Source organism: Halopenitus sp. POP-27 (genome assembly GCF_029889855.1).
In the GTDB taxonomy this organism is placed as follows: domain Archaea; phylum Halobacteriota; class Halobacteria; order Halobacteriales; family Haloferacaceae; genus Halopenitus; species Halopenitus malekzadehii.
In genome coordinates, this window is record NZ_JARANU010000004.1 from 47170 (window position 1) to 73704 (window position 26535).

Below are 26535 nucleotides of genomic sequence, written 5' to 3' on the forward strand. Positions count from 1 at the left end.
TACTATCCCGGGACGTATCGTCGTGTATGTCACCGACGTCACCGGAGCAACGGATCGGATCGTTCGTCGCCGACCTCGAGTATCGCGACGTCCCGGACGAGGCGAGCGGGACGATCGAACGGGCCGTTCTCGACACGATCGGAGTCACGCTCGCGGGCACGGCCGCACAGGCTGGACGCGCGACGACACGGGCTGACGGTCCCGATCCCGACACGGCGGACGCCGCATCGCTGCTCGGACTCGACGCGTCGGCGCCGCCGGCGTCGGTCGCCCTCCGGGTTGGAACCGCCAGCCACGCGCTCGACTACGACGACCTCTCGTGGGCGATGGACGGGCACCCGAGCGTCACGCTCGTGCCGGCGTTGCTGGCGCTTGCCGACGCGGACACGAGCGGGCAGGACCTCATAACGGCGTACGCCGCCGGATTCGAGACGGAATGCGCCGTCGCCGAGCCGATCAGCCCGGCACACTACGAGCGCGGCTGGCACGCCACCGCGACGTTCGGGACGTTCGGGGCGACCGCGGCGGCGGCACACCTCCTCGGGCTGGACGCCGACCGGACCGCGACCGCGATGTCCATCGCGGCCTCGACGGTCGCCGGACTGAAACGGAACTTCGGGTCGATGACCAAGCCCCTTCACGCCGGCCTCTGTTGCCGGGCGGGCGTCACTGCCGCCCGCCTCGCGCGGGACGGGCTCTCGGCCGACGCGACCGCGGTGAGCGGTGACGGTGGGTTCTGGGACCTGTACGGCCCCGCAGGGAACGAGGACGGTGGAGTGGACGCCGCCGACGCCGCGGACACGACCGCCGCGGACGCCGAGGCCGGCGGCCCCGACGCGTTCTCGATCGGCGACCGCTGGCGACTCACGGACGTGGGTATCAACGCCAAGGCGTACCCGTGTTGTTACTTCACCCACACGGCGATCGCGGCGACACAGGACATCCGTGACCGGGAGTCCCTGGATCCCGGGACGATCGAGGACGTCACCGTCACCGCGTCACCGGGGGCGGCCGACGCGTTGAGCCATCCGGACCCAACGACGGGGTTGGAAGCGAAGTTCTCCATGGAGTACTGCGTGGCGAGCGCCGCGGTCCGTGACCGCATCGGCCTCGGAACGTTCGACGACGACGCGATCGACGACCCGGCCGTCCAACGCGTCCGCGAGCGCGTCACGCATCGTACCGACGCCGATCTCGCCTACGACGCACACGCGTCCACGGTTCGGATCGAGACCGACGACGGGACGACCTACCGCCGGGAGCTGGAGCGACCGCCGGGAACACACGACGATACGCTCTCGGCCGCGGCGTATCGTCGAAAGTTCATCGACTGTGCCACGGTCGTGCTCGAGGAACCGGTCGCTACCGACCTACACGACGTCCTCACGTCGCTGGCGGACGTCGAATCGGTTCCGGCCGCGATCGCCGCAGTCGAAGGACGGTAGTCGGACACGCCGACCAGGAATACACAGTGTCGACCGGAACCACACGGTGTCAACCGGAACTACGCGGTGGATCGACGACCAGGACCATACAGTTATGATGGCGCGGCAGAAACGATCCGGTGATCGGTGCGGATCCACGACCGATCGAGAGTGACGAATATATGACGACCACGGACACCGAACAATGACGGACACCAAACAATGACGGACACTGACACCGACGCGGACGATGCGGACGCACAGGACGGGCAACTGATCGCCGGCTGGCACGGGCGCTATTACGAGGACTTCGCGGTCGGGGATGTTTATAAACATCCGTTCGGCCGGACGGTCACGGAGACCGACAACGTCTGGATGACGAACGTGACGATGAACCTCAACCCGATGCACTTCAACGAGGCGTACGCCGCCGAGACGGAGTTCGGCGAACGCCTGGTCGACGGGACCTTCGTCATCGCGTTGGCGGTCGGGATGAGCGTCATCGACGTCTCGGTCAACGCGACGGCGAACCTCGGCTACGACGACGTGCGCCACCACAACCCCGTCTTCCACGGCGACACGCTGTTCGCCGAAAGCGAGGTGCTCAGCAAGCGCGAACTCGAGTCCCGCGACCACGTCGGGATCGTCGAGACCGAACTGCGAACGTACAACCAGAACGACGACCTCGTGTTGAGCCTGGAGCGAACCCCGATGGTGCTCAAACGCGACCACGCCGATCCGAGCGCCGCGACGCCGCCGGGGTGGCCGGAGGGGATCGGCACACAACCCGAGGACCTCTGAGCACGGATCGGCACGACGGCGGGCGACACCAACGAGTCAGTGAAAAATAATATGAAAGATCGTGATTGTATTGGAGCGAAAACACGTGGCCGGACGGTCGATATCGGCGATCGGGTGGCGAGGAACACCACGTGAGAGCGATCCGTTTCCGGGAAGACACGGACGGTGAGATCGTCCGACGCGAACGCTGAATCCAGCAGGAGCACTCATCCGGCGAGTCACCGCTGAAAGATGGTTGATCGACGCGGGGTATTCCGCGATGAGTTCATCAGGTTGTATATCTGTAACGGTGACACGTATGACGAGCGTCGATCCGTTCGTCGATCACACGCCGCCTTGATCTCGCCGCGCGACGAAGCAGTCCCCCGACTATATGTCAAATATAGTCAAAAATCCTTTTAATTGGGTGGGAGTATGTTATGGTTGCACCATGAAACGTGTTAATAGACGCCAAGTCCTGAAATCGGGCATCGCGACCGGCACGGTTGGACTGGTCGCTGGATGTACCGGCAACGGGAACGGCGGCGGCAACGGCAATGGCGGCGGCAACGGGAACGGCGACGGCAACGGCGACGGCAACGGTGGTGGCAACGGCGACGGCAACGGCGACGGCAACGGTGGCGGCGGATCCGACTTCCCCTCCGAGGCCTTAACGGGCGTCGTCGCGTATGACGAGGGTGGCGGCGTCGACCGGGAGTTCCGGCAGATGCAGCCGTACTTCACCGAGGAAGTCGGCGTCGAGGTCGCGCCGGAGTACATTGCGGGTGCCGGGACGCGACGTGGCGTTCGAACCGTGCTTGAAGCTGACGACCTCCACACATACGGGATGGTCGCGACGCCGGAGGCCGGCGCGGCGGTCGCCTTCGACGACGCCGAGGGAACCGACACCGGCTACGGCGTCGAGGACATGATGCCGATCGGCAACCACGTCAGCCAGATGTCCATCCTCCGCATCCGGGAGGACGAGGACCGCTTCACGACCGTCGAGGAGCTGGTCGATTACGCGGCGGACAACGAGATCACCGTCGGTGCCTCCGGCCCGACGAAGCGAAACATGCTGGCGAACATCAAGCTGGCCGAAGCCACCGAGGCCTCGTTCCAGTACGTCCCCTACTCCGGCGGCGGACCGACCCAGACCGCGCTGTTGCAGGGCGAGATCGACGTCGCCAACCGCAGCGTTTACAACAGCCTCGACATCATTGAGGACTCCAAGTGTATCGGCGTCTTCTGGGACGAGAACCGTTGGCCCGAGCTGACCGGCGACGCGCCGCCGGTCAACGAGGCGCTCGGCACGGACATCGACTTCGCCGGCACGGTCGGTCGCTACTTCTGGTTCGTCAGCGCGGCCCTGGCGGACGAGAACCCCGACCAATTCGACCACCTCGTCGAGTCGTTCCAGGCGGCGATGGAGAACGACGAGTACACCTCCGAGCTCGCGGGCGGCGATCTCGACGAGTCCGGCAAGCTGGACTACATGGGCCCCGAGGAGACGCTGGAGGCGAACGTCGGGGACTACGAGACGTACCAGGAGTTCATTCCCCTGTTCAACGAGTACGTCCAGAACTGAACGGCGTCATTTTTTTATTATGTCTGCCAATGAAAACGATTCAGTAACTGAGGGTACAGACAAATTCGCGGTCGGTGAGGAGGCGATCCAACGGCTCGTGCTCCCGACGGCAGCGCTCGTGTTGTCGATCCTCTATGTGAACAGCGTGCACGGGCGGATCTCGATGTCGAACCTCCGGTATCCGTACGCCGTCATTGGCGTGTTGGTCGTCCTCACGCTCGGCGTGTACTTCCAGGAGTTCCGTGCGATCTGGCGGATCCGCCGAAAGGAGGACCGGCCGCCGTTCGTCGACGCGATAACCGATCGGATCCACAAATGGCGGAAGTCGATCGCGCTCGCCGTGTTCGGCTTCATCTACCTGTGGTTGGTGGATTTCCTCGGGTTCTTCGTCTCCTCCACGCTGTTGATCGCGTCGCTGATGGTCGTTGCGGGGGAGCGGGACTACCGACGGGTGATCCTGATCACGGTGACCGTGTTGGTCGTGATCCGGCTGTTCCTCAACTTCCTGAACCTCTCGCCGCCGGAGGGACTGTTCTTATGACGGGAACGCGGACCGTCCTCAGAGAGGTGATCGACCGATGACCGCGGTCCAGCCGATCATCGAGGCGCTCGGCATCCTGTTCACGCCGGGGAACCTCGCCATCCTGATCGCCGGCGTCTGTGTCGGGGTCGTGGCCGGTTCGATCCCGGGTTTCACCGGCGCGAACACGGTGGCGATCGCGCTCCCGATCACGCTCCCGATGTCGCCGGCGATCGCGTTGGCGTTCATGTCCGCCATCTACATCGGCGCGAACTACGGCGGCGCGATCCCGGCGGTCCTCATCAATACGCCCGGAACCTCGGGCGCGACGGCGACCGTCCTGGACGCGTTCCCGATGTCGAGAAAGGGGAAGGCGTCGAAGGCCCTCGGCATATCGATACTGGCCAGCGTGATCGGCGGGATACTCGCGGCGATGATCATCCTCGTGTTGCTGGATCCCATCGGTCAACTGGCGTTCCAGTTCACGAACCGCGAGATCTTCGTCCTCGGCCTGTTCGGGCTGGCTGCGGTGGGCGCCACGCTCGGGGAAAACCTCCGAAAGGGGCTCTTCTCGGGGTTCCTGGGCCTGCTGATCGCCGCGATGCCGATCGACCCGACGACCGGCCAGCGCCGGCTCGATTTCGGCTACTTCGCCCTGTACGACGAGGTGCCGTTCATCCCCATCATCATCGGGGTGTTCGCGATCACCGAGCTGTTCTTCCTCATCAATCAGGATCAGATCAGCGAGGACACGTCGGTGAAGACGTCGTACTCCGGCATCCTCGAGGGCTTCAGATACGTGATCTCGCGACCGTTCCAGACGCTTCGCGCGATGACGGTCGGGCTGCTCGTGGGCTCGATGCCCGGCGCGGGAACGTCGATCGCGAACTTCGTCAGTTGGGCGATCGCGAAGCTGATGTCCTCGGATCCGTCGTCGTTCGGTGAAGGGAATCCGGACGGCGTCATCGCCTCGGAGTCGTCCAACAGCGCCGTGACCGCCGGATCGTTGGTGCCGACGCTGGCGCTCGGGATCCCCGGGAGCGGGACGACCGCGGTGATGCTGGGCGCGCTGTTGCTCCACGGCGTCCAGCCCGGACCGACCTTTATGCAGGACTTCGCCTTCGAGGCGAACCTGATCATCGTCTCGCTGCTCATCTCCAACGTCATCCTGTTGATCTTCGCGTTCGCCATCTCGCGATACATCGTTCGCGTGGTGTTGTTGCCGAGTCGGTACATCGTCCCGGTGATCCTCGTCTTAACGGTCATCGGCGCGTACGCGCTTCGGACCAACATGTTCGATGCGTGGCTGATGCTCCTGTTCGGGCTCGTCGGGGTCGTGATGCGGCAAAACGACTACCCAGCGGTGCCGTTGATCCTGGGCGTCGTTCTCGGTCCGATCGTCGAGAGCGCGTTCCTCCGGAGCATGCTGATAAGCGGCAACGACTACACGTACTTCTTCGAGACGACGATCGCGAACATCTTCTGGGTGTTGATCGCCGTCTCGCTGCTTGGACGTCCCCTCGCGAACGTCCTTAAACAGGTACTGCAGCCGCGGTTTGCGGGGCTGTTCGACTGATCGGCGTTCCGGACGAACCGCGTCCGGGCGTCGGTTCCCGTCGCGTTGTCGTCGTACCTCCGTCGTCGACGGCGCCGCGCCGTTTCTCGTTCTCGACCACGTCGTTGCGGGAGCTGCGTGTTCGAGAGAAAGTCGACGAAGACGACCCCGCTCCCGTCCGGCTCCCGCCCGCAGACTCCGGTCAGTGCGAGGAGAGCAGCGGCGGGAGGTCGCACAGCGAGTCGATGATCGCGTCGGGGTCACGTGCGTACTGCTCCCACGACCGGTCCGTTCGGTCGAGCCACACCGTCTGCAGCCCGGCGTTGCGGGCGCCGTTGACGTCGCTCCAGCTGGCCGTGACGTGTAGCAGGGCCTCGGGGGCGACGTCCAGCCGCGCCGCGGCGTGCTCGTACAGCTCCGCGGCCGGCTTGTACGTCTCGATCTCGTCGGCGCTGATGGTCGCCCGCAGGAGGTCGTCGATGTCCGTCGTCTCGACCAGCGAGGCGAGGAGGGACGGATCGCCGTTCGAGAGGATCGCGATCGGGTAGCCCGCGTCACGAACCGCCTCCAGACCGTCCCGAACGTCCGCGTAGACGTCGAGGTCGTGGTAGCTCGCGAGGATTTCCTCGCGCTCGGCTGCGGACACATCGACGTCGTGGACGTCGAGCGCGTACCGCAGCGCGTGCCGGTGGCGTTCGGTGGCCGGGCGATAGACCCCGACCGCGTTGCCGACGACCGCGTACTCCCGGGACCGAAGCTGCCAGATGCGGGCAACCGCCCGCGGCTCGTCCGTATACGGTTCGAGGGCATATCGCGTCGATTCGACGTCGACGAGCGTGCTGTAGGAATCGACCAGCACGGCGTCAACGCGGGATGGATCAAGGGTCATAGAGGGGACGAGGTGGGCGTCATACGTGAAGATCGATCGGGTCGAAAACTCACACGATGGTGGCGTCGACGATCGGATCGACGCGGTCGAGCGACTCCAGATCGTCACACAGATCCACGAGCGAGTCGGTCTGATCGTCGGAGAGCAGTCCCGCGGCCTGTTCGGTGAGTTTCGTCTCGAGCCGCTCCCGGCTGAAGGGATTGCGAGCGTGACCGGGCGCGTGATCGAGGCGCGTCTCGTAGCGCTGGCCGTCGGCCACGATCTCGACGATGGTCGGCGTCGAATCGGGGTGTTCCTCGACGAACGCGGTGAGGTCCTCGCTGTCCTCGACGGCGACGCGCTCCATCAGGGCGTGGACGGTCGGGTCGTTGCGATGGGTGGCGTGGTAGTGATCGGGCGTGACGTCGCCGTACAGGATCGCGATGGCGGTCGTGTACGGAATGCTGTGGTCGGCGCTCTCGCGCGTGAGGTCCGTCGACCACTTCGTCTCGTCGGCCAGTATCTCCGCCGCCTCGGCGAAGGTGTGGATCACGACCTCTTCGACCGCGTCGGGATCGATGTCGTGGTCCTGAACGAGCGCCTGCACGCCGGCGATCATCGGCTGCATGTAGTAACCACACGGGAAGGGCTTGAGGTGGGCATCCATGATCCGGTAGTCGGCGTCGTCACGGCCCCCGAGCCGGTCGACCGTGAGTTCGCGATCGGCGACGACCTCGAAGAATCCCGCGGGCCCCTCGAAGACCGCCTCGGGACCGGTGATGCCGGCACGGGCCATCTGACAGGCCTGGATCCCGCCATGTGTCGCGTAGGCGGTCGCGATCCCCTTCCACATACTCACCTCGCCGCGCCGGGAGATCCCCAACGAGACGGTCGAGGCGCCGACGATCCCGATCGCGTTCCGCAGTTCGCTGCGGGACAGTCCCATCAGCGACCCGGCCGCGACGGCCGTGGCGAGTGAGCCCCACGTCACGTAGTCATAGCCGTTGCCCCAGGTGACGCCCGTATCGAGCCCGAGCCCCTCGACCTCGTAGGCGAGAACGATCGCCCGGAGCAGTTCCAGCCCGGAGCAGCCCTCGGCTTGGGCCACGGACAGCAGCGCGGGGATGTGGTCGCTCGGGTGACAGGCCCGGCCCTGGCTGATGTAGGTGTCGTTGTAATCGAGGTACCGGGCCATCGTGGTGTTCAACAATCCGGCATACTCGAGCGACGTCGGCGCGCCGCTACAGAGCACGGTCGCATCGTCGGTGCCGGCGGAGCCGCCGTATACCGACCGCAGCCGCTTGCTCGGGGGGCTGGTGTACCCGCCCAGACAACAGCCGAGCGTGTCGAGCGTCAGTCGTTTCGCTTTCGCCTCGACCGAATCGGGGAGATCGCGGTCCGCCGTCTCCGCGGCATACTCGGCGAGCAGCTCGCTGGTCAGTTGCATAGTCGTACCTCCAAGCAACCATATATAAATATACTGGAAGCGGTAAGAATTCGGACGCGAGACCGCGTCCGTCGATCGAACCCGCCGGTCGAGCGAGTCAGTCGATCGAGCCCGTCAGTCGACGCGGTACTCCTCGAAGACGTCCTCGTCGATGGTGACGCCGAGACCCGGTTCGCTCGGCGGGTCGATCCGGCCGCCGTCCTGCACGTAGATCGCCTCCCGGTTGTCGATGTAGGGGCCGGCGATGTACTCGCCGGGGTCCTCGATGTCGTCGTCGAGGACGGCAAACTCGATCAGGGTGCACTGTCGACTCGCGGCGGCGACGTGGAGGCTCGCCGCGTAGTTGATCGCGGGCCCGAGCGCGTGGGGGACGAGCTGCTTGTTGAACGCCTCGACCAGCGTGGCGACGCGCGAGGCGCCGGTGATGCCGCCGACGTAGTCGAGCGACGGCTGGTAGATGTCGAGCGCGCCGGCCTTGAGGTGGTCGAGTGCCGGGTAATGCGGCGTGTGCGTCTGGTAGCCGGAGATCGGGACGTCGACGGACTGGGTCAGTTCCGCCTGTCCCTGAATGTCCGTGTGGGCGATCGGCTCCTCGAACCACTCGACCTCGTACTCGCTTGCGGTCTCCGCGACGCGGCGTGCGTCGGTCGCGTCGTAGGAGGTGTTCGCGTCGATCGCGAGCCCGAAGTCGTCCGGAACGGCGTCCATGATGGTCCGGATCCGGTGGCGGTCCTCCTCGACGCCGAAGCCGGCGCCGATCTTCATCGCCTCGAACCCCTTCTCGTGGAGCCAGTCGGCGTACTCGACGAGCTCCTCGGCGGTCTTGTCGGCCGGGAAGGTCGCGTACGTCTGGACCTCGCCGGTCTGGCCGCCGAGCAGCTGGTAGACCGGCTTGCCGGCGTCCTTACCTTTGATGTCCCACAACGCCTCGTCGATCGCGCTCAGTGCGCCGTAGGCACCCGCCCGTTTCACGTGGAGATAGAGCTCGTGCCAGATGTCCTTGACGTGTCGGGGATCCTTCCCCTCGATGTGTCGCGACAGCGAGTCGATCGACTCCGCGAGGAATCGATTGTTCTCCTCGGAGCGGTAGAACGATTCGCCGTAGCCGGTGATGCCGTCGTCGGTGTGAATCCGCACCACGACGGAGCTGATCTCGAGGTCGCGAGCGCCGACCTGCGCCGGAAGAGAGGCTGCATCGACGGCACTGCCGAGAACTGCCGTTTCGACATCGGTTATTTGCATGCTCGTGTAGCAAGCACGCCAGGTGGTTAAATATTGGTGGATATGACCAATATTGACCGGGATCGGGCAGTCGTCCTACGAGAGGACGTACTTGCTCCAGCCGCCGTCGACGCTGACGACTTCGCCGGTGATGTAGCTTGCCCGCGGCGAGGCGAGGAAGGCGACGGCGTCGGCGAACTCGGCGGGATCGCCCGACCGGTCCAGCGACACTTCATCGATCCGGGTCTGTAACGCCTCCTCCTCGGTGATGTCGCGATGTTCCGCGCGGCGTTCGACCTTGTACTTGAGTCGGTCGGTCATCACGAACCGGGGCGTGACGACGTTCGACCGGACCTCCGGGGCGTACTCCCGTGAGATCGTCTTGGCGAGCCCGTACAGCCCCAGCCGGAACACGTTCGAGATCGCGTGCCCCTTTGGCGGTTCACGCGCCGACGCGCTCGTGACCGTGATGAGCGACCCGACGTCGCTCTCCTGTAAGTGGGGAAGGACCGCCTCGGTCATCCACCGCGTGCTGGAGATGACGCCGGTGTAGCTGTCGTCCCACTGCTCCTCGGTCGCCTCCTCGAAGGTCACCGCCGGCGGTCCGCCGTGGTTGTTCACGTGGACGTCGACGCCGCCGAACTCGTCGACGGTCTCCTCGACGAGTCGGTTGACGTCGTCCCGGTTCGTCACGTCGCATTCGACGGGCAACACGCGATCGGCGTCGACGTCGGCCTCCACGGCCAGTGACGCCGCCGACTCCTCGGCCCGCTCCATCGACCGGGAACACACCGTGACGTTCGCACCCTCCTCGAGCAGCCGCTGCGCGGACGCGTAGCCGAGCCCCTTGCTCGATGCGGCGACGATCGCCGTTCTGTTTGCTAATTCGAGATCCATCTAGACGGAGTGACGGCGGAAGATCACTAAAGTTCTTCTATGTGATCCCGTGACGTGATCGTCCCGGGACGATCGGGTCCAACTCGATCGGTCGGAACGGGATCGGCGCGTCAGGCGTCGTCGCGTGACGGTGAGGTCCCGAAGGCGTCGAAAGCGTCGTGATTTCGATCGAGGGCGCCGTCGAGGGTCGTCGCGTACGGAACCGTGGTTTCGTGGTGTGCGCCGTGGGATCGGACGTCGACGGGGCCGACGTGGCCGTCCTCGACGGGGCCAAAGACGGTCGGTTCGGCCCCGAGGACGACCAGATCGCCGATACGATCTGGTGGGAGGTCGAACCGTGTGGCCGCCTCCGCCCGCGAGCACACGACGGCGATGTCGGGATGGTCCCGGATCACGGCGCCCGCCGCGTCCGGATCGTCGACGTGGACGTACGCGGCCCCGCCGAGGTTTCGGTGATGGTACGTGTGTCGATCGCGGATCAGCCGGACGACGACGGGATCGTGTCCGGCCGCGACGAGGATCGATTCGAGGTCGACGACCGTCGTCTTCCGCGACATTCCGTGATCCGCGGTGACGACGACGTCGTCGGCGCGGTCGGTGACCGTGGCGATCCCCTCGTCGAGCGCCCGGACCCACTCGACCGCGCGGGACTCGTCCGGGGCGTGCTTGTGGGGAACGACGTCCGTCGTGGAGACGTACAGCCAGTCGAGGTCGCGGTCCGTGAGGACGAACGCGGCGGCGTTCAGGACCCACTCGCTCGCGTGGCCGGAGTAGATGTCCGGCGCCGGGCCGATCGCCCCCTCGAGCCAGGTCGGCGGGTCCTCGGCGCTGGCGGCGACCACGCAGCCGCGTCCGATCATCCGCCGGAGTTTCTCCTTGACGACCAGCGCGCCGACGCGATCACCGCCGTCAGCCGCCCGCTGGAGGACGGAGTCGTGGCGGAGGAACGACGGATCCGTCATATACACCCGATCGCCGCGTTCGGGGTCGTAGTACGTGTTGCCGGTGATGCCGTGGTCGCGAGGCGAGACACCGGTGACGATCCCGACGTTGTTGACGTTCGTGAGGGTCGGCACGGCCGCCGAACAGATTCCCGCCCGCCCGGCCGCGGCGATCGCGTCCCAACCGGGCGTCTCGACGTCGTCGAGATAGGCCGGATCGAGTCCGTCACAGCAGATGACCACGTTCGTCATAGCTCGGATACAACGGGAACCAGCATAAACGTGTACCCCGACTCCGGTCAGCTGTCGTAGAACCAGGCTCTCGTCAACGCTCTCGCCAGAAACAGGAGCCCCACGCCGAAACAGGCGAGCGCGTAGGTCCGATCCCCGATCACCATGATCGCGATCGCCGACAGCACGAGGAAGACGCCGACGGCGACGTCGGCCTGAATTCCCTCCACCGCTGAGTGAGCCATTATCCCTGCGTTCGACGCCGGGCGTCAAAAGTCCCCGCGGTTCGGACGTGAACGGTCCCCGCGATCCGGACGTGAACAGTCCCCGCGGTCCGGACGTGAACAGTCCCCGCGGTTCGACCGACCGCCGCCGTCACTCGACGAGCCCTTCCTCCCACCGCAGGTACTGGTCCATCTCCCGATCGCCCTGCGCGTACGGCTTCCGCGTCGCCCGCCGTGGCTCCCGCAGCACGCGATCGTCGTCGCCCTCCGCGAGCGGCAGGTCGGCAGCCCGCCAGGCCTCGACGCCCCCATCGAGGACGGTAACGGTCTCGATCCGGCCGCTATGGACGAGCTGGGCGCCGGCGCGGTCGGCGATCGTGCCGGTCTCACAGGTCAAGACGACGTCGGTACTCCGGCCACCATCGGCGACGTCGTCCGCGCCACCGAGATCGTCCGTCAACACGTCGCCGAGTTCGTACCGGGGCGCCCACCACGAATCCGGCACGTGCCCGTCCGTATAGGCGTCGTAATCGCCGACGTGAACCACCGTCCGCTCGTCGATCGTGTCCGACAGCGTCGCCGGGGAGACGTACTCGACGCTGCGCGCGACGATGTCGCCGCCGAGGGGCTCGACGTCATCCCCGGTCACGAGCGACCGGCCGTCGTCGGTCCACGCGGTCGTGCCGCCCTCCAGCACGTGGACGTTCTCGAACCCCATCCGGTCGAGCCAGTAGGCGGTGATCCCGGCTCGGACGTCCGTCTCGGAGACCACGACGATCTCCGCATCGCGAACGGCGATGTGGCGACCTGCGGTCTGGACGAGCTGTCCGCCCGCGACGTGGGTCGATCCGGGAAGGTGCCCGTCCGCGAACTCCGGCTCGGTTCGGACGTCGAAGCGGTAGACCACGTTCTCGTCGGCGGCCGATTCCTCGAGCCGATCGAGGTCCGCGGGCGGAAGCACCGACACGTCCGTGTCGGCCAGCAGCTCCCGCGTCGTTTTCCGGAGCCGATCGCGTCGGTCCGGATCGACCGTCGCGTCGTCGGGGCGACCGGGACCAGTCGCCAGCTCCTTGCCGGCGAGTTGCCACCCCATCGTGCCGTTTTCCAGCTCGTAGACGTCGTCGATCCCGAGCGACTGAAGGGTTGCCGTGCCGATGATGCTGCGGGTTCGTCCGGCACAGTGAACGACGACCGGCTCGTCGTCCTCCCGAACCGCCTCGACGTACAGCGGGAGATCGAACCCCTCGACGTTGACCGATCCCGGGATGGTTCCCCATCGCTCGTACTCGGGCGGATTGCGCACGTCGATCACGGTCACGTCGTCCCGTCGTGCGTCCAGCTCGTCCGGGCCGATCGTCGGCAGATCCCGCGTCGCCGCCACCTGCTCGCCGAACGCCTTGCTCTCGTAGTTGAACGCGGTGGCGTGCACGTCCCCGTCGGCCTCCACGAGGTCGTATCCCGCCGCCGCCCACGCCTCGACGCCGCCGTCCAGATAGTCGACGGTCTCGTAGCCGAGCGCCTCCAGCCATCTCGCGTCGGTCACCGATCGCTCACCGTGGTCATCACACAGCACGATCGGCGTCGATCGGTTCGGCACGAGCTGTGGGAGTCGCCGTTCGAGGTCACGCCGCGGAACCCACGTGCTCTCCAGGATGTGCCCCTCCACGTACTCGAGGGAGGGTCGAACGTCGATGAGTGCGACCGGATCCGGGGAATCGAGCAACTCCCGGACCGCAGCCGGTGCATGTGCCCCAGCCATCGTATACCTTGGTACGGAATTACAATCGATGGGTAATAACCTGTCGGTCGTCGGGCGTCGGCGCCATCGGCCGGACCGCTACCGGAAGTTGCGGCCGGGGGTCGGAACAAGGCTTTAAGCGTCCCTCCGCCGAGGGGACAGACGATGCAGGCAATCGTGTGTCACGACTTCGAGGACCACAGCGTCGAGACCGTCCCCGAGCCGGAGCCGGACGCCGGCGAGGTGAAAGTCGCCGTCGATCGGGTACAGCTCAGCGTCACGGAGTGTGCCCTCTACCGCGGACAGCGGATCGCCCATTACGAGGCGATCAAACGCCGGCTCGAGGACGGTCCGGCGCAGGTGTTCGGCCACGAGTTCTGCGGCCGCGTGGTCGAGCTCGGCGAGGGCGTCTCGGAGTTCGAGATCGGCGACCGGGTGTACGCTCCGGCGAAGATCCCGTGTCACGACTGCCGGCAGTGTGACCGCGGATTCGAGCTCCACTGCCCGAACAAGACCTATCTCGGCTACGACACGCCGGGGGCGTTGGCCGAGTACGCGGTCTTTCCAGCGGAAGGACTGTGTACGGTTCCGGAGGGCGTTTCCGACGCGGAGACGGCGGCGCTACAGCCGTTGGCGAGCTCGATCCTCGCCGTCGACGAGGCCGACATCGGAACCGGCGACGTCGTCGCGGTGATCGGAACCGGCGTGATGGGGTATCAGTGCGCGCAGTTGGCGCGGACCCAGGGCGCTCGGACGGTGATCGGGGTCGACGTCGATCCGGAGAAGCTGGACATCCTCGCGGCCCACGGCTTCGAGACGGTCGACGCACGCGAAACCGATCCGGTTCAGGCGGTCGAGGCCGCCACCGCGGACGTCGGCGCCGACGTCGTCTTCGAGGCGGTCGGCGGCGAACAGCGCCACGGAACCGAGGGGTCCGACCCGCTGGCGCAGGCGTTCGGGATGGCCCGGTCCGGGGGGTCGGTCGTCCAGGTCGGCTACATCATCGACGAGATCTCGATCGCGCCGCGAGCGGTCCGCACCAAGAGCGTCGACTGGATCAATCCGGTCACCGGCGTCACCGCGCCGACGCCGAACACGACGACCGGGGAGCTGGCGGGCGAGCTCGTCGACGACGGCCGCGTCTCGCTGGAGGAGTACATCACCCACGAACTCGACGGGCTCGAGTCGTTCGCGGAGGCCGTCGAGATCACGTTGAACAAGGCGGAATACGGAGCACGCGGCCCCGCCCAGATCGTGCTTTCGGAATGATCGACCCCTCGGAGTGGCCGTCCCGCACGACCGAAACGCGTCGCACGGCAGGGGTGAAGAGGACGCTAGGAATACACATCTATTATATATGTGACGTGTGATCGATACACGATGAGATCTATCGAGACGAGCGCCGTTTCCCGACGGATCGTGGACGACGTGATCGGTGTCGACGCGACGGAGGACGTCGTCGTGCTCACCGATACGGGGAAACTGGACATCGCGGAGACGATCGCCGCGGCCTGCCGAGCCACCGGGGCGACGACCGTCGTGGAGATCATGCCGCGAACCGACGAACACGGCAACGAGGCGCCGGACACGGTCATCGCGGCGATGACGGCGGCGGACGTGGTGTTCACCGCGACGACCAACTCGATCACCCACACGGACGGGTTCCGGAACGCGCTCGAGTCGGGTGCTCGAACGGCGGTGTTCCGGGGCGTCACCGAGGACATGTTCGTCGCCGGCGGGATCGACACCGACTACGAGCGACTGCGCGAGCGGACCCTCGCCGTCCGCGAGGCGCTCGATGCGGCCTCGGAGGCGACCGTTCGGAGCCCCGCGGGGACGGACGTCACGCTCGATCTGCGCGGCCAGCCCGCCTTCTCGCTCGACGGGTACTGCCACGAACACAACGACAACCTCGGTGCGTACCCGGCCGGGGAGTCGCCGACCTCACCCGCCTCGGGAACCGGCACGATCGTCATCGACTATTCGATGGACGGCATCGGGCGACTGGACGACCCGATCGAGTTGACCCTGGAGGACGGCGACGTCACCGCGGTGTCGGGCGGACGGGAGGCCGACGAGCTTCGTGAGACGATCGAGGGGGCGGACGCGGGTGCGCGGAACCTCGCCGAGTTCGCCATCGGGACGAACCCGGACGCCCGGCTCGTGGGCAACCTCGCCGAGGACAAGAAACGGCTCGGAACGATCCACTTCGCGATCGGCGACGACCGAACGCTTGCGGGAGAGACCCGGTCGTCGATCCATCTGGACGGGCTCGTGCGAAAGCCGACCGTCGAGCTCGACGGGACGCGGATCCTGGATGCCGGCGATCTCCGACGCGACCGTCTGGATGACGTCACGGGGCGGGACGAGTGACGATCGGGAGCGAGACACACGATCAGCGGTGACACGGAAGCGTGGACGCCGGTTCAACGCCACCGATTCGACATTGCGGAACGAACTGGCGAAAATCGCGCCGGAATGGTCACACGTGGACGACCGAAACGTCCGGGATCCACCGTCGAGACCGTTGTTGCGTAGCGTCGAACGGAAGACGGTGAACGACGATCGAATCCCGGAGCCACCGACCGCGCCGACCGGAGATACTGACTATCGTAATATTGTAATCCAACACGATCAGGTGTGCGTGATGTTCAACTCGAGCTCGTTCGCCGTCCCCAACAGGAGGTTCGGAAGGTCCTCGTGGAACCGATCGCCGCGCAGTCGGTGGCTCGGGCCGGACACGCTCAACGCGCCGATCACCACGCCGCCGTCGCCGAGGATCGGGACGCCCACCGCGTGGAGGCCCTTGAGGTTCTCCTCCCGGTTGAAGCTGTAGCCGCGCTCCCGGATCTCCGCGAGCTCGTCCAGAAGTTCCTCCCGGTCCGTGATGGTGTGATCGGTGAATCCCTCGAAGTCCGTCTGTTCCAGGACGTCGAACAGTTCGTCCTCATCGAGGTTCGCGAGGATCGCCTTCCCCGCCGCCGTCGCGTGCAGGGGGATCCGGCTTCCGATCCCCGGATCGGTGCGCACCGCGTCGTCGCCGAACGCCCGGTGGATGTAGACCGCATCGCCGTGTTCCCTGACGATGAACTGCGCCCGCTCGCCGGTCCGTTCGGCGATCTCCTCGACCTTCTTCGTCGTCAGGTCGTACCCGGCCTGGCGGGTTCGGGCGTGCTGGCCGAGCTCCAGGAACCGTAGGCCGACGCGGTACTCGTTGTCCGTCTTGACCACGTATCCGAGGTCGGCAAGCGTCGACAGGTGTCGGTAGACGGTGCTTTTCGCGTATCCGAGCTCGGCGGCGACCTCGGTCACCGTCGCTCCCTCAAGCCGCTTGATCACCTCGACGGTCTCGAGCATCGTTCTGGTCGTTTGCACCGTATCCCTGTTCCCTGTGTCCGTGCCCCGTGTCATATATCCACTATTGACGGGGAGCTACAAATATCGTTCGATCATACAGAACGTGGATGGCGGTTCGAAGGGCGGTTTCAACGGGGGGAGGGGCCTGGCAGCCACACGACCGCATCGCCGGAAGGCCTACGCTTAAGCCGATCGGCGACCTTCCCACGGGTAGAGACACACACCGATGACCCCCAACGATCGAGCGATCGTCGGCTTCTCGATGATCGGTCACTCGATGTTTCACCTGTACGAGCTCGCGATCCCGCTGTTCATCGTCTACTGGCTCGTCGCGTTCGACGTCTCCGCAGCAGTGATCGGGTTGCTCGTCGGCGGCGGCCTGGCGATGATCGGTCTCGGTGCGATCGGCAGCGGCGTGCTCGCGGACGAATACGGGTCCAAACGGCTGATGACGGCGTCGATCCTCGGGATGGGCGGGTCGTTCCTGCTCATCGGGCTCGCGCCGCGCATCGAGGTGCTCGCGCTCGCGTTGGTCGTCTGGGGGATCGCCTCCAGCCTGTATCACCCCGCTGCGCTGTCGCTTTTGACCCGGGGACCCACCGAACGCGGGACGGCGCTGGCGTACCACGGCGCGGCGGGGAACGTCGGGACCGCACTCGGACCGTTCGCGGCGGCGGTGCTGTTGACGGTCGCTCCCTGGGAGTGGGTGGCGATCGCGTTTGCGGCCCCCGCGGTCCTCGCGGCGGCGATCGCGTTCCGGTTCGAGTTCGACGAACGCGCCGGATCCGACGGCGTGAACGGAGACGGCCCCGACGTCGACGAAGAGACCGGAACCGACGTCGACGAGCGCACGACGCGCGGAGGCATCACCGACCTCCGCGGGTTTCTGGCGCAGTCGACCCACCTCTTCACCGGGGGGTTCCTCGTGGCGTTCGCGATCATGATGGTTCACGGCGTCTACTCGCGGGGGATCCTCTCGTTCCTGCCGGAGATCCTCGCCGACCTCCCGCTTTTCGCCCCGGTTCCGCTGGGCGAGAGGACCATCGAACCGAGCCAATACGTCTTCGCGGGGCTGCTCCTGTTGGGGGCGGGCGGCCAGTACGTCGGCGGCAAACTGACGGATCGAACGCGGACGGCGGTCGCGCTCATCGCGACGTACGTGGTCCTCGTCGGCGCCTCGCTCGCGTTCCTGCCCGCAGCCGAGGCGGGCATCGTACCGATGCTCGTCGTCTGCGGCGCCCTCGGGTTCACCATCTACATGACGGCGCCGATCCGACAGGCCCTGTTGGCGGAGTATTCCGACGCCGACGTTCGCGGGTTGTCCTTCGGCTACTTCTACCTCGGGGTCTACGGCGTCGGCGCCGTCGGCGCCTCCCTTGCCGGATTCGTGTTGACGTACGGAACGACCGGGACGTTCTTTCTCGTCTTCGCCGCCGTCGCGGCCCTGGCGGTCGGCCTGGGCGTCCTGCTGATCGTCCGATACACCACGGACGCGACGGCCGCGACGGACGCGGAAGGCGCGGCAGAGACCGTGAATACGGCAGAGACCGTGAATACGGCAGAGACGAGGGAGACGACGACCGATGAGGGTCATTGAAGCGTTCGGATTACAGCCATAATTTTGTAATATGTCGGGACGGAACAGAACGAAGGCGGCAAGACGTTCACCATCGCTGAATATGGTTCGAGATGACACGCCCCGTACGCGCCGGGTGACCCCTCGTTCACCACTGCAGAACGGGTCACCGACGACAGCTGACGCGGTTGGAATCCTCACCCAAACACGAAGTCGAGTTCGATGACGTTGGCCGTCTCGCGGACGGCCTCGGTGAGTTCGGGCTCACGGTCCGGATCGGTGAACTGACGCGATGGGCCCGACACGCTGACCGATCCGATCACGGTTTCCTCGACCAGGATGGGGGCCGCGAAACAGCGGAGCCCGACGATGCTCTCCTCGGCGTCGATCGCGATCCCGGTCTCGCGGATCTCCGCGAGTTCCGACGCCAGCGCCTCCCGTGAGGTGATCGTGTGGTCGGTGAACGAGGGAAGCCCGTGCGTCTCGACGATCTCGTCGACGCGGTCCTCGGGGAGGTGTGCAAGCAGGGCTTTGCCGGTCGCGGTCGCGTGCATATGCCGGCGCTCGCCGCGGGTCATCGCGCCGTCGGCCGCGCCGCCGGCGTTCGCGGCGTGGACGCAGGTACCCTTGCCGCGTTCCTCGACGACGAGGTTCGCCCGTTCGCCGGTCCGATCGGCCAACTCCTCGACGTGTGACCGGCCGCGTCGGTAGACCGGAAAGCCCTGTTGGACGGCCGTCCCGAGGCGCAGGAAGTCGCCGCTCAGCCGGTAGTGGCCGTCCTCCTTCCGGAGATAGCCGATCTCCTGCAGCGTGTGGAGGTGCGTGTACGCCGTACTCTTCGACAGCGACAGCTCATCCGCGATCGCGGACGCGCCGGCGCTCTCGAGCCGTTCGATCGCTTCAATGATCTCGAACGCTCGCTCGACGGCACCGATCGTCTTGGTGGTCCCACCCATACGTACGGGACACAGGGCGTGGTCGCAAATACCTTTTCATCGATAGTGAACGACATCCCGGGATCGACGGCGGACGCGGGGGCGCAGGCGTGGCAACGCGGGCGTGGCTGTGCGGGCGTGCCGACGGAGGTGTGCCGCTGCGGACGGGCTCGTCCGGGGGACGCCACCGAAGAAGATATATCACGGGAGCAAGACCTCCGATCGAGATGGGAGAAACCCAATTCGCGTTACCCGACGTCGGCGAGGGCGTCGCCGAGGGCGAACTCGTCGCCTGGCTCGTCGAGGAGGGCGAGCGCGTCGAGGAGGACCAGCCCGTCGCCGAGGTGGAAACCGACAAGGCGATCGTGGAGATCCCCGCAGCCTACGACGGCGTCGTCACGCAGCTTCACGCCGAGGCGGGCGAGATCGTGCCCGTCGGGGACGTGATCGTCACCTTCGACGTCGACGAGGAGGGATCGACGACCGAGAGCGACACGGGGTCGGCAACGGCCGACGGCGACCGGGGAGGGAACGACGGTGACGCCGCCGGCGATGAAACCGACGCGGCGGTGACCGAGGGCACCGGCACGGCCGACACCCCGACCGATCGCGTGTTCGCGCCACCGAGCGTTCGCCGAGCCGCGCGCGAGGCCGACGTGGACCTGGCGACCGTCCCGGGAAGCGGCCCGGGCGGGCGCATCACCGGCGATGACCTCCGTGCAGCCATCACCGGACGATCGCCACCGGGCGGCCAGGACGATCTGACGGCGTCCGAGAGCGGATCGATGGCGACCCCGGGCGGATCGATGGCGTCCGGGGGCACGCCGACGGGTGCCGATGATGGACCGACGGCGGGCGAGGACGACCGACCGAGGAGTGACCCGGCGGTCGGCGGGACCGACGGTGTCGGCGCGCGGAACGCCGATCGGGATCGGACGCTCGCGATGCCCGCAACCCGAGAACTCGCTCGGGAGGAGGATATCGACATCGATGCGGTTCCCGCAAGCGAGCGGCGCGACGGCGAGGCGTACGTCACGCCCGAGGACGTGCACGCATACGTCACGGGCGAGACCGGCGTCGGCGCCGGCGCTTCCGGATCCGGAGTCGACGACGGAACCACCGGATCCGGCCCAGCAGCCGCCGGGGGCGCAAGTTCCGGTACCGGGTCAGAAGCCGGGACTGGAGCGGATACGGAGGGGACCCAGCCGGGTGACCGGATCCCGTATCGGGGCGTCCGCCGGACCATCGGTGAACGGATGGCGACCGCGAAGTACACGGCCCCGCACGTCAGCCATCACGACGAGGTCGACGTCAGCGACCTGGTCGAGACGCGCGAACGCCTCACCGCGTCGACGACCGAGGACGCACCCCGGCTAACCTACCTGCCGTTCGTGATCAAGGCGGTCGTGGCGGGACTGCGTGCACAGCCGATCCTCAACGCGGAGCTGGACGAGGCGGCCGAGGAGATCATCGTTCACGACAGCTACGACATCGGCATCGCGGTCGCGACCGACGCGGGGCTGATGGTGCCCGTCGTCGAGGACGCCGACGAGAAGGGGCTGCTCGAGCTGGCCGCTGAGGTCCGTGATCTCGCCGCCCGGGCCCGGAATCGGACTATCTCGCCCGAGGAGCTGCAGGGGAGCACGTTCACGATCACGAACCTCGGGGCGATCGGCGGCGAACACGCCTCGCCGATCATCAACTATCCCGAGGTGGGGATCCTGGCGCTCGGCGAGATCAAGCGGAAGCCGGCGGTCCACGAGGGCGAGGTGGTTCCCCGGGACCTGTTGACGGTCTCGATGTCGGTCGACCATCGGGTGGTCGACGGCGCCGACGCCGCCCGGTTCACGAACGAGGTTACGCGGTACCTGAACAACCCGGACCTGCTGTTACTCGAGTAATTATGGTGATGGGAGACGTCACGACCGGAACGGACGTATTGGTTATCGGCGGGGGCCCCGGCGGCTACGTGGCCGCGATCCGCGCCGCACAGCGCGACCTCGACGTCACGCTCGTCGAGAAGGACGCCTACGGCGGGACCTGTCTGAATCACGGCTGTATCCCCTCGAAGGCGCTGATCAACGCCGCGGACGTGGCCCACGAGGCGGCACACGCCGAGGGGATGGGTATCCACGCCGATCCGGCGGTCGACGCGGCCGCGTTGACCGACTGGAAGGACGACGTCGTCGACCAGCTTACCGGCGGCGTCGAGAAGCTGTGTAAGGCGAACGGCGTGACCCTCATCGAGGGGACCGCCGCGTTCTCCGGCGAACACACCGCCCGGATCGCCCACGGCGGCGACGGCCAGGGGATGGAGTCCGTCGAGTTCGAGCACGCGATCGTCGCGACGGGGAGCCGGCCGATCGAGGTACCGAACTTCCCGTTCGCCGAGGACGCGGTGTGGTCTTCACGCGACGCGCTCGGCACGGAGACGGTTCCCGACCGGCTCGTGGTCGTCGGCGCCGGCTACATCGGGATGGAGCTCTCCACGACCTTCGCCAAGCTCGGCGCCGACGTCACCGTCGTCGAGATGCTCGACGACGTGCTCCCGATCTACGACGACGACGTGACGCGTGTCGTTCGTTCGCGGGCCAACGAGCTGGGGATCGACTTCTCGTTCGGCGAGGGCGCACGCGATCTGCGCGAGACCGACGACGGGGACGGGGACGGAGACGGGGACGGGATCGAGATCGTCACCGAGACCGAGGACGGCGAGGAGTCGGTCTATGGGGCCGATCGCGTGCTGGTCGCGGTCGGTCGCGAGCCGGTGACGGACACGCTCGAACTGGACGCAGCCGGCCTGGAGCCCGACGAAAACGGGTTCCTCAAGACCGACGCACAGGGCCAGACCGACCTCGACCACGTCTTCGCGGTCGGCGACGTCGCGGGCGACCCGATGCTCGCCCACGCCGCCAGCCACGAAGGCATCGTCGCCGCCGAAACCATCGCTGGTGAACCGGCCGCTCTCGACGCGCAGGCGATCCCGAGCGCGGTGTTCACCGACCCGGAGATCGGGACGGTGGGACTCACCGAGGCCGAGGCCGATGCGGAGGGATTCGACCCCGTCGTCGGAGAGATGCCGCTTCGCGCGAGCGGTCGCGCGCTCACGATGGATGAGACCGACGGCTTCGTCCGGATCGTCGCCGACGAGCCGAGCGGCTACGTCCTGGGCGGACAGGTCGTCGCCCCTGAGGCGTCGGAGCTGATCGCGGAGATCGGCCTCGCGATCGAGATGGGCGCGACGCTCGAGGACGTCGCGACGACCGTTCACACCCATCCGACGCTGTCGGAGGCCGTAATGGAGGCCGCCGAGAACGCGATGGGGCAGGCGATACACACGCTCAATCGGTGAGGCGGCCGTCCCCACACCGATCCGCGGACGCCGGATCACGCCGTCCGACCACCGGAACACATATTACATCCCTGTTCGACGGTTATCGTATCGTATGAACGAACGGCCACGTCCGGGACCCTCGGGATCCGTCGACGTCGAGGGCGTCTCACAGGGCGATCTCGACGTCGGGACCCACCGGGTGGTGGACGCCGACGGATCGGTGGTTTCCCCCGAGGCGGTTCCCGACCTCGACGACGACTGGTTCCGCGAGTTGTACCGATGGATGGTGTTGCAACGGACCTTCGACGAGCGCGCGACGAAGCTCCAGCGGCGGGGAATGCTCGGCACGTATGCCTCGGGTCAGGGCCAGGAGGCGAGCATCATCGGCAGCGCGTTCGCGTTGGTCGACGAGGACTGGATCTTCCCGTACGGGCGGGAGGCCGGAGCCCTGTTGATGCACGGCCTCTCGATGCGGGACCTCCTGTTGTACTGGCGCGGCGTCGAGGACGCCTCGCGGATGGAGGGCGCGAACGTCTTCGGGTTCGCGATCTCGATCGGCTCACACATCCCGGTCGCGACCGGGAAGGCCTGGGGACAGAAGCTCGACGGCGAGGACGCGGTCTCGTTCGTCAACCTCGGCGACGGGGCGACCTCGACCGGCGCGTTCCACGAGGGGATCAACTTCGCGGGCGTGCTCGGGGTCCCGGCGGTGTTTTTCACCCAGAACAACCAGTACGCGATCTCGATGCCCTTCGAGGAGCAGACCGCCGCCGACACCGTCGCCCAGAAGGCGCTCGCCTACGGAATGGACGGGATTCGGGTCGACGGCAACGACGTCCTCGCGGTCTACAACGCGGTCGCGACGGCGCGTGAACGGGCGCTTGCCGGTGAGCCGATGCTCGTGGAGGCGGTAACGTACCGCCGCGCCGCCCACACCACGAGCGACGATCCGACGCGGTATCGCGAGGATTCGGAGGTCGAGGCGTGGGAACGACGGGACCCCCTCGAACGCTATCGGGCGTTCCTCGAGGAGCGCGGGCTGCTCGAGGCCGTCGACGAGGAGGCGATCCAGGAGGAGGTGAACGAGCTGTTCGACGAGGCGGTCGAGGCGGCCGACGACTACCCCGAGCGGGACCCCGCAGAGCTGTTCGAGTGGCTGTACGCGGACCTCCCGCCGGAGCTCGAGCGACAGCGCGACGCGTTCCTCGACCTGCTCGAGCGGCGACCGGAGCTGTACGAGTACATCGAGCACCGGCCCAAGGGGTGATCCAATGAAGGCAACCATCATCGAAGCGATAAACGACGCATTACACGAGGAGATGGCCAGCGACGACCGGACCGTGGTCTTCGGCGAGGACGTCGCCGAGTCCGGCGGCGTGTTCCGGGCGACCGAGGGGCTCCTCGAGGAGTTCGGCGGGGACCGCGTCCTCGATACGCCGCTGTCGGAGATCGCGATCGTCGGCGGCGCGATCGGGTTGGCCGCGCACGGCTACCGGCCGGTCGCGGAGATCCAGTTCTCGGGGTTCCTCCCGCCGGCGTTCGACCAGCTCGTGACGAACGCGAGCCGGCTCCGGTGGCGGACCCGCGGGGAGATCACCGCGCCGATGACGGTGCGAACCCCCTACGGCGCCGGCGTCCGCGCGCTCGAGCACCACTCGGAGAGCCTGGAGGCGTCCTACGGCCATCTTCCGGGGCTGAAGGTGGCGATCCCGAGCACGCCGGCCGACGCCAAGGGCATGTTGACGAGCGCGATCCGCGACCCCGATCCGGTGCTGTTCATGGAGCCGAAACACGTCTACCGGTCGTTCCGCGAGGAGATTCCCGAGGGCGAACACACCACCCCGCTGGGGGAGGCCGCGGTTCGTCAGACGGGCGCAGACGTGACGGTGATCGCGTGGGGCGCGATGATGCACAACACGCAGGAGGCGCTCGCGGACCTGCCGGACGTCGACGCCGAGCTGATCGATCTCCGATCGATCTCCCCGCTGGACCGCGAGACCGTGGTGAAGTCCGTGAAAAAGACCGGCCGCTGTGTGATCGTCCACGAGGCCGCCAAAAGCGGCGGCTTCGCCGGCGAGCTGATCGCGACGATCAACGACGAGGCGCTCGCGTACCTCGAGGCGCCGGTGCGTCGGGTGACCGGGTTCGACACGCCGGTTCCGCTGCTGTCGATGGAGGACTACTACATCCCGCACCCGCCCCGCATCGAGGAGGCGATCGTCGAAACGGTCGAGTACTGACCGGGGGCGGTAGCGCCGTCGACCGCCGTTCAAACCGACCCGGGGCTCCCGACCCGGACTCTCGCGTCGACGCGGGGCCCTCCGCGGAACCGGTCGATCCGGCCGGCGGATCATCGATATCGTTCGTGTTAGTTATCGAAAATTACTTAATAACCGATTCGGATCGTATGAGTCGAATGTTACCGATAGACGCGTTAACAGGGAGTGCACCGCTCGTCGTCGACACGATCCTGAACCCGATCGTCGTGTTGGCGATCGGGATCGGGTTGGTCGTACTGTTCATGATGCGGTTGGAGCTACCGGCGTTCCTGGCGCTGATCCTCGCGACCTTCGGCGTCGGGTTGATCTCGCCGAGCGTACCGGTAGCCGATATTCCCAGCTCGGCAGCGAATACGTTCGGGTCGATCCTCGGGGCCGTCGGGATTCCGATCCTGATGGCCGCGCTGATCGGCAAGTGTCTGATAGAGAGCGGGGCCGCCGACCGGATCGTTCGCGGCTTCCACTCGACGATCGGCGAGGGACGCGAGGACGTGACGCTGCTCGGCAGCAGCTTCGTGCTGTCGATCCCGGTGTTCTTCGACACCGTGTTCTACCTGCTGGCTCCGATCGCCAGGGCGATGCGGGCCCGAACCGGCGAGAAGATGGGGCTGTACACTACGGCGATCATCGGCGGCGCGTTCGCCGCCCACGCCCTGGTTCCGCCGACCCCTGGCCCGATCGCGGTCGCCGGAGAGTTCAATATCGACCTCGGGATCGTCATCATCGCGGGACTCCTCATCGGGTTCCCGACCTCGATCATCGGGGGGCTCATCTACGGTCGGTGGATCGACGCCCGGATGGACGTCCCGCTGCGGGAGGCGCTCGGCACCACCGTGGAGGACCTCAACGAGACGATGGAGCGGTCGACCGCCGAGCTGCCGGGCTTCCTCGAGGCGATGGCGCCCATCGTGCTCGCGGTGATCCTCGTGGCAGCGAACACGATCGCGACGAACCTCCTGCCGGAGGGGGCGTCGATCCTGACCGTCACCGGATTCCTCGGCGACGCGAACATCGCGCTGACGGTGGCCGCCCTCGCCGCCATCGGCACGTTCTACCGGTTCCAGGAGGGCGATCTCGAGGTGTTCAACGACGAGCTGGTCACCGCCCTGAAGGACGGTGGGAACATCATCGCGATCACGGCGGCCGGCGGCGCCTTCGGGGCGATGCTCGGTTCGGCCGGCGTGGGGGACTTCCTCGTGAACGTGATGCAGAACCTCGGGTTCGGCGCGCTCGTGACCGGCTGGCTCATCGCCGCCGTGTTGATCGTCTCGACGGGATCGCTGACCGTGGCCATGATCACGGGCGCGACGATCATGTCCTCCTTCCTCGGCCAGCTCGCGGTCCACCCGGTCTACCTGCTGTTGGCGATCGGCACCGGCGCGATGTTCTTCGCCTGGCACAACTCCAGCCCGTTCTGGATCATCAACGAGATCGGCGGGCTCGAACAGGACGAGACGCTCCGGACGTTCTCGTTCGTCGGGCTCGTGATGTCGGTCACCGGCCTGATACTCACGCTGATCGTCTCCACCGTGTTCCCGATGGCGTGAGTCCGCCAGCCGGATGGTCCCGGTGACGTGAGCCTGCCAGCCGTGACGTGACCGCCCGTCGATCGTATCGGGT

22 protein-coding genes are annotated in these 26535 nt (G+C 66.8%); 13 read left to right on the top strand and 9 right to left on the bottom strand.

The features are described from left to right. Window positions 1-26: 26 nt before the first annotated feature. The 5 genes from OQF70_RS03800 (at window position 27) to OQF70_RS03820 (ending at window position 5888) form a co-directional block, all read left to right on the top strand. Entirely contained in the window at window positions 27-1445 is a 1419-nt protein-coding gene (locus OQF70_RS03800; protein WP_280535937.1) for an MmgE/PrpD family protein, read from the top strand. Window positions 1446-1646: 201 nt separating this feature from the next. Then, entirely contained in the window at window positions 1647-2225 is a 579-nt protein-coding gene (locus OQF70_RS03805; RefSeq protein WP_280535938.1) for a MaoC family dehydratase, read from the top strand. Window positions 2226-2655: 430 nt separating this feature from the next. Next, entirely contained in the window at window positions 2656-3792 is a 1137-nt protein-coding gene (locus tag OQF70_RS03810) for a tripartite tricarboxylate transporter substrate-binding protein (protein ID WP_280535939.1), read from the top strand. 19 nt (window positions 3793-3811) lie between these two features. Next, complete coding sequence (locus OQF70_RS03815) at window positions 3812-4333, top strand: tripartite tricarboxylate transporter TctB family protein (RefSeq protein WP_280535941.1); 522 nt, start codon at window positions 3812-3814, stop codon at window positions 4331-4333. A 37-nt stretch (window positions 4334-4370) separates the two neighbouring features. Beyond that, entirely contained in the window at window positions 4371-5888 is a 1518-nt protein-coding gene (locus tag OQF70_RS03820; RefSeq protein ID WP_280535942.1) for a tripartite tricarboxylate transporter permease, read from the top strand. 181 nt (window positions 5889-6069) lie between these two features. Here OQF70_RS03820 and OQF70_RS03825 read toward each other — a convergent pair whose 3' ends face one another. The 7 genes from OQF70_RS03825 to OQF70_RS03855 all read right to left on the bottom strand — a co-directional run bounded on the left by OQF70_RS03825 (window position 6070) and on the right by OQF70_RS03855 (window position 13455). Continuing rightward, window positions 6070-6756, bottom strand: coding sequence for a haloacid dehalogenase type II (locus tag OQF70_RS03825; protein ID WP_280535943.1), 687 nt, complete (start codon window positions 6754-6756; stop codon window positions 6070-6072). A 49-nt stretch (window positions 6757-6805) separates the two neighbouring features. After that, window positions 6806-8182, bottom strand: coding sequence for an MmgE/PrpD family protein (locus OQF70_RS03830; RefSeq protein WP_280535944.1), 1377 nt, complete (start codon window positions 8180-8182; stop codon window positions 6806-6808). 114 nt (window positions 8183-8296) lie between these two features. Then, window positions 8297-9424 (bottom strand): mandelate racemase/muconate lactonizing enzyme family protein, encoded by a 1128-nt coding sequence (locus OQF70_RS03835; RefSeq protein WP_280535945.1) that lies wholly within the window; start codon window positions 9422-9424, stop codon window positions 8297-8299. A gap of 75 nt (window positions 9425-9499) precedes the next feature. Beyond that, complete coding sequence (locus OQF70_RS03840; RefSeq protein ID WP_280535946.1) at window positions 9500-10300, bottom strand: SDR family oxidoreductase; 801 nt, start codon at window positions 10298-10300, stop codon at window positions 9500-9502. A 110-nt stretch (window positions 10301-10410) separates the two neighbouring features. After that, a complete protein-coding gene (locus OQF70_RS03845; protein WP_280535947.1) occupies window positions 10411-11493 on the bottom strand; it encodes an alkaline phosphatase family protein in 1083 nt (360 codons plus the stop codon). A gap of 47 nt (window positions 11494-11540) precedes the next feature. Further along, the gene (locus OQF70_RS03850) at window positions 11541-11717 is read right to left on the bottom strand and encodes a hypothetical protein (protein ID WP_280535948.1); all 177 of its coding nucleotides are present in this window, start codon (window positions 11715-11717) and stop codon (window positions 11541-11543) included. A gap of 130 nt (window positions 11718-11847) precedes the next feature. Beyond that, window positions 11848-13455 carry a rhodanese-like domain-containing protein gene (locus OQF70_RS03855; protein WP_280535949.1) on the bottom strand — a complete coding sequence of 536 codons (1608 nt, stop codon included), beginning with the start codon at window positions 13453-13455 and terminating at the stop codon, window positions 11848-11850. A 144-nt stretch (window positions 13456-13599) separates the two neighbouring features. On the opposite strand from OQF70_RS03855, the gene OQF70_RS03860 reads away from it, so the two are divergent. After that, complete coding sequence (locus OQF70_RS03860) at window positions 13600-14703, top strand: alcohol dehydrogenase catalytic domain-containing protein (protein ID WP_280535950.1); 1104 nt, start codon at window positions 13600-13602, stop codon at window positions 14701-14703. A 111-nt stretch (window positions 14704-14814) separates the two neighbouring features. Continuing rightward, window positions 14815-15807, top strand: coding sequence for an aminopeptidase (locus OQF70_RS03865; RefSeq protein WP_280535951.1), 993 nt, complete (start codon window positions 14815-14817; stop codon window positions 15805-15807). Window positions 15808-16068: 261 nt separating this feature from the next. Here OQF70_RS03865 and OQF70_RS03870 read toward each other — a convergent pair whose 3' ends face one another. Then, window positions 16069-16845 carry an IclR family transcriptional regulator gene (locus OQF70_RS03870; RefSeq protein ID WP_280535952.1) on the bottom strand — a complete coding sequence of 259 codons (777 nt, stop codon included), beginning with the start codon at window positions 16843-16845 and terminating at the stop codon, window positions 16069-16071. Between the two features lie 172 nt (window positions 16846-17017). Between OQF70_RS03870 and OQF70_RS03875 the strand changes: the two genes are divergently transcribed. After that, window positions 17018-18388 (top strand): MFS transporter, encoded by a 1371-nt coding sequence (locus OQF70_RS03875; RefSeq protein ID WP_280535954.1) that lies wholly within the window; start codon window positions 17018-17020, stop codon window positions 18386-18388. 176 nt (window positions 18389-18564) lie between these two features. On the opposite strand, the gene OQF70_RS03880 is transcribed toward OQF70_RS03875, so the two are convergent. Beyond that, window positions 18565-19323 (bottom strand): IclR family transcriptional regulator, encoded by a 759-nt coding sequence (locus OQF70_RS03880; protein ID WP_280535956.1) that lies wholly within the window; start codon window positions 19321-19323, stop codon window positions 18565-18567. A gap of 206 nt (window positions 19324-19529) precedes the next feature. Between OQF70_RS03880 and OQF70_RS03885 the strand changes: the two genes are divergently transcribed. The 5 genes from OQF70_RS03885 (at window position 19530) to OQF70_RS03905 (ending at window position 26462) form a co-directional block, all read left to right on the top strand. Beyond that, window positions 19530-21203, top strand: a complete 1674-nt coding sequence (locus tag OQF70_RS03885) for a dihydrolipoamide acetyltransferase family protein (RefSeq protein WP_280535958.1) — start codon at window positions 19530-19532, stop codon at window positions 21201-21203. A 2-nt stretch (window positions 21204-21205) separates the two neighbouring features. Then, window positions 21206-22654: a dihydrolipoyl dehydrogenase gene (gene lpdA, locus OQF70_RS03890; protein ID WP_280535959.1), complete on the top strand. Its 1449-nt coding sequence runs from the start codon at window positions 21206-21208 to the stop codon at window positions 22652-22654. Window positions 22655-22748: 94 nt separating this feature from the next. After that, window positions 22749-23903: a pyruvate dehydrogenase (acetyl-transferring) E1 component subunit alpha gene (gene pdhA, locus OQF70_RS03895; protein ID WP_280535960.1), complete on the top strand. Its 1155-nt coding sequence runs from the start codon at window positions 22749-22751 to the stop codon at window positions 23901-23903. A 4-nt stretch (window positions 23904-23907) separates the two neighbouring features. Then, window positions 23908-24876, top strand: coding sequence for an alpha-ketoacid dehydrogenase subunit beta (locus OQF70_RS03900; RefSeq protein WP_280535961.1), 969 nt, complete (start codon window positions 23908-23910; stop codon window positions 24874-24876). 176 nt (window positions 24877-25052) lie between these two features. Continuing rightward, on the top strand, window positions 25053-26462 hold the full coding sequence (locus tag OQF70_RS03905; RefSeq protein ID WP_280535962.1) for an SLC13 family permease: 1410 nt from the start codon (window positions 25053-25055) through the stop codon (window positions 26460-26462). Window positions 26463-26535: the final 73 nt, after the last annotated feature.

Excerpts from the sequence above, each read along its gene's own strand:
- OQF70_RS03880 (WP_280535956.1), bottom strand. The coding sequence starts at position 19,323 with ATGGGTGGGACCACCAAGACGATCGGTGCCGTCGAGCGAGCGTTCGAG.
- OQF70_RS03860 (WP_280535950.1), top strand. The coding sequence starts at position 13,600 with ATGCAGGCAATCGTGTGTCACGACTTCGAGGACCACAGCGTCGAGACC.
- OQF70_RS03855 (WP_280535949.1), bottom strand. The coding sequence starts at position 13,455 with ATGGCTGGGGCACATGCACCGGCTGCGGTCCGGGAGTTGCTCGATTCC.
- pdhA (WP_280535960.1), top strand. The coding sequence starts at position 22,749 with ATGAACGAACGGCCACGTCCGGGACCCTCGGGATCCGTCGACGTCGAG.
- OQF70_RS03865 (WP_280535951.1), top strand. The coding sequence starts at position 14,815 with ATGAGATCTATCGAGACGAGCGCCGTTTCCCGACGGATCGTGGACGAC.
- OQF70_RS03845 (WP_280535947.1), bottom strand. The coding sequence starts at position 11,493 with ATGACGAACGTGGTCATCTGCTGTGACGGACTCGATCCGGCCTATCTC.
- OQF70_RS03825 (WP_280535943.1), bottom strand. The coding sequence starts at position 6,756 with ATGACCCTTGATCCATCCCGCGTTGACGCCGTGCTGGTCGATTCCTAC.
- OQF70_RS03815 (WP_280535941.1), top strand. The coding sequence starts at position 3,812 with ATGTCTGCCAATGAAAACGATTCAGTAACTGAGGGTACAGACAAATTC.
- OQF70_RS03870 (WP_280535952.1), bottom strand. The coding sequence starts at position 16,845 with ATGACACGGGGCACGGACACAGGGAACAGGGATACGGTGCAAACGACC.
- OQF70_RS03835 (WP_280535945.1), bottom strand. The coding sequence starts at position 9,424 with ATGCAAATAACCGATGTCGAAACGGCAGTTCTCGGCAGTGCCGTCGAT.
- OQF70_RS03830 (WP_280535944.1), bottom strand. The coding sequence starts at position 8,182 with ATGCAACTGACCAGCGAGCTGCTCGCCGAGTATGCCGCGGAGACGGCG.
- OQF70_RS03900 (WP_280535961.1), top strand. The coding sequence starts at position 23,908 with ATGAAGGCAACCATCATCGAAGCGATAAACGACGCATTACACGAGGAG.
- lpdA (WP_280535959.1), top strand. The coding sequence starts at position 21,206 with ATGGTGATGGGAGACGTCACGACCGGAACGGACGTATTGGTTATCGGC.
- OQF70_RS03875 (WP_280535954.1), top strand. The coding sequence starts at position 17,018 with ATGACCCCCAACGATCGAGCGATCGTCGGCTTCTCGATGATCGGTCAC.
- OQF70_RS03805 (WP_280535938.1), top strand. The coding sequence starts at position 1,647 with ATGACGGACACTGACACCGACGCGGACGATGCGGACGCACAGGACGGG.
- OQF70_RS03800 (WP_280535937.1), top strand. The coding sequence starts at position 27 with ATGTCACCGACGTCACCGGAGCAACGGATCGGATCGTTCGTCGCCGAC.
- OQF70_RS03840 (WP_280535946.1), bottom strand. The coding sequence starts at position 10,300 with ATGGATCTCGAATTAGCAAACAGAACGGCGATCGTCGCCGCATCGAGC.
- OQF70_RS03820 (WP_280535942.1), top strand. The coding sequence starts at position 4,371 with ATGACCGCGGTCCAGCCGATCATCGAGGCGCTCGGCATCCTGTTCACG.
- OQF70_RS03885 (WP_280535958.1), top strand. The coding sequence starts at position 19,530 with ATGGGAGAAACCCAATTCGCGTTACCCGACGTCGGCGAGGGCGTCGCC.
- OQF70_RS03810 (WP_280535939.1), top strand. The coding sequence starts at position 2,656 with ATGAAACGTGTTAATAGACGCCAAGTCCTGAAATCGGGCATCGCGACC.
- OQF70_RS03850 (WP_280535948.1), bottom strand. The coding sequence starts at position 11,717 with ATGGCTCACTCAGCGGTGGAGGGAATTCAGGCCGACGTCGCCGTCGGC.
- OQF70_RS03905 (WP_280535962.1), top strand. The coding sequence starts at position 25,053 with ATGTTACCGATAGACGCGTTAACAGGGAGTGCACCGCTCGTCGTCGAC.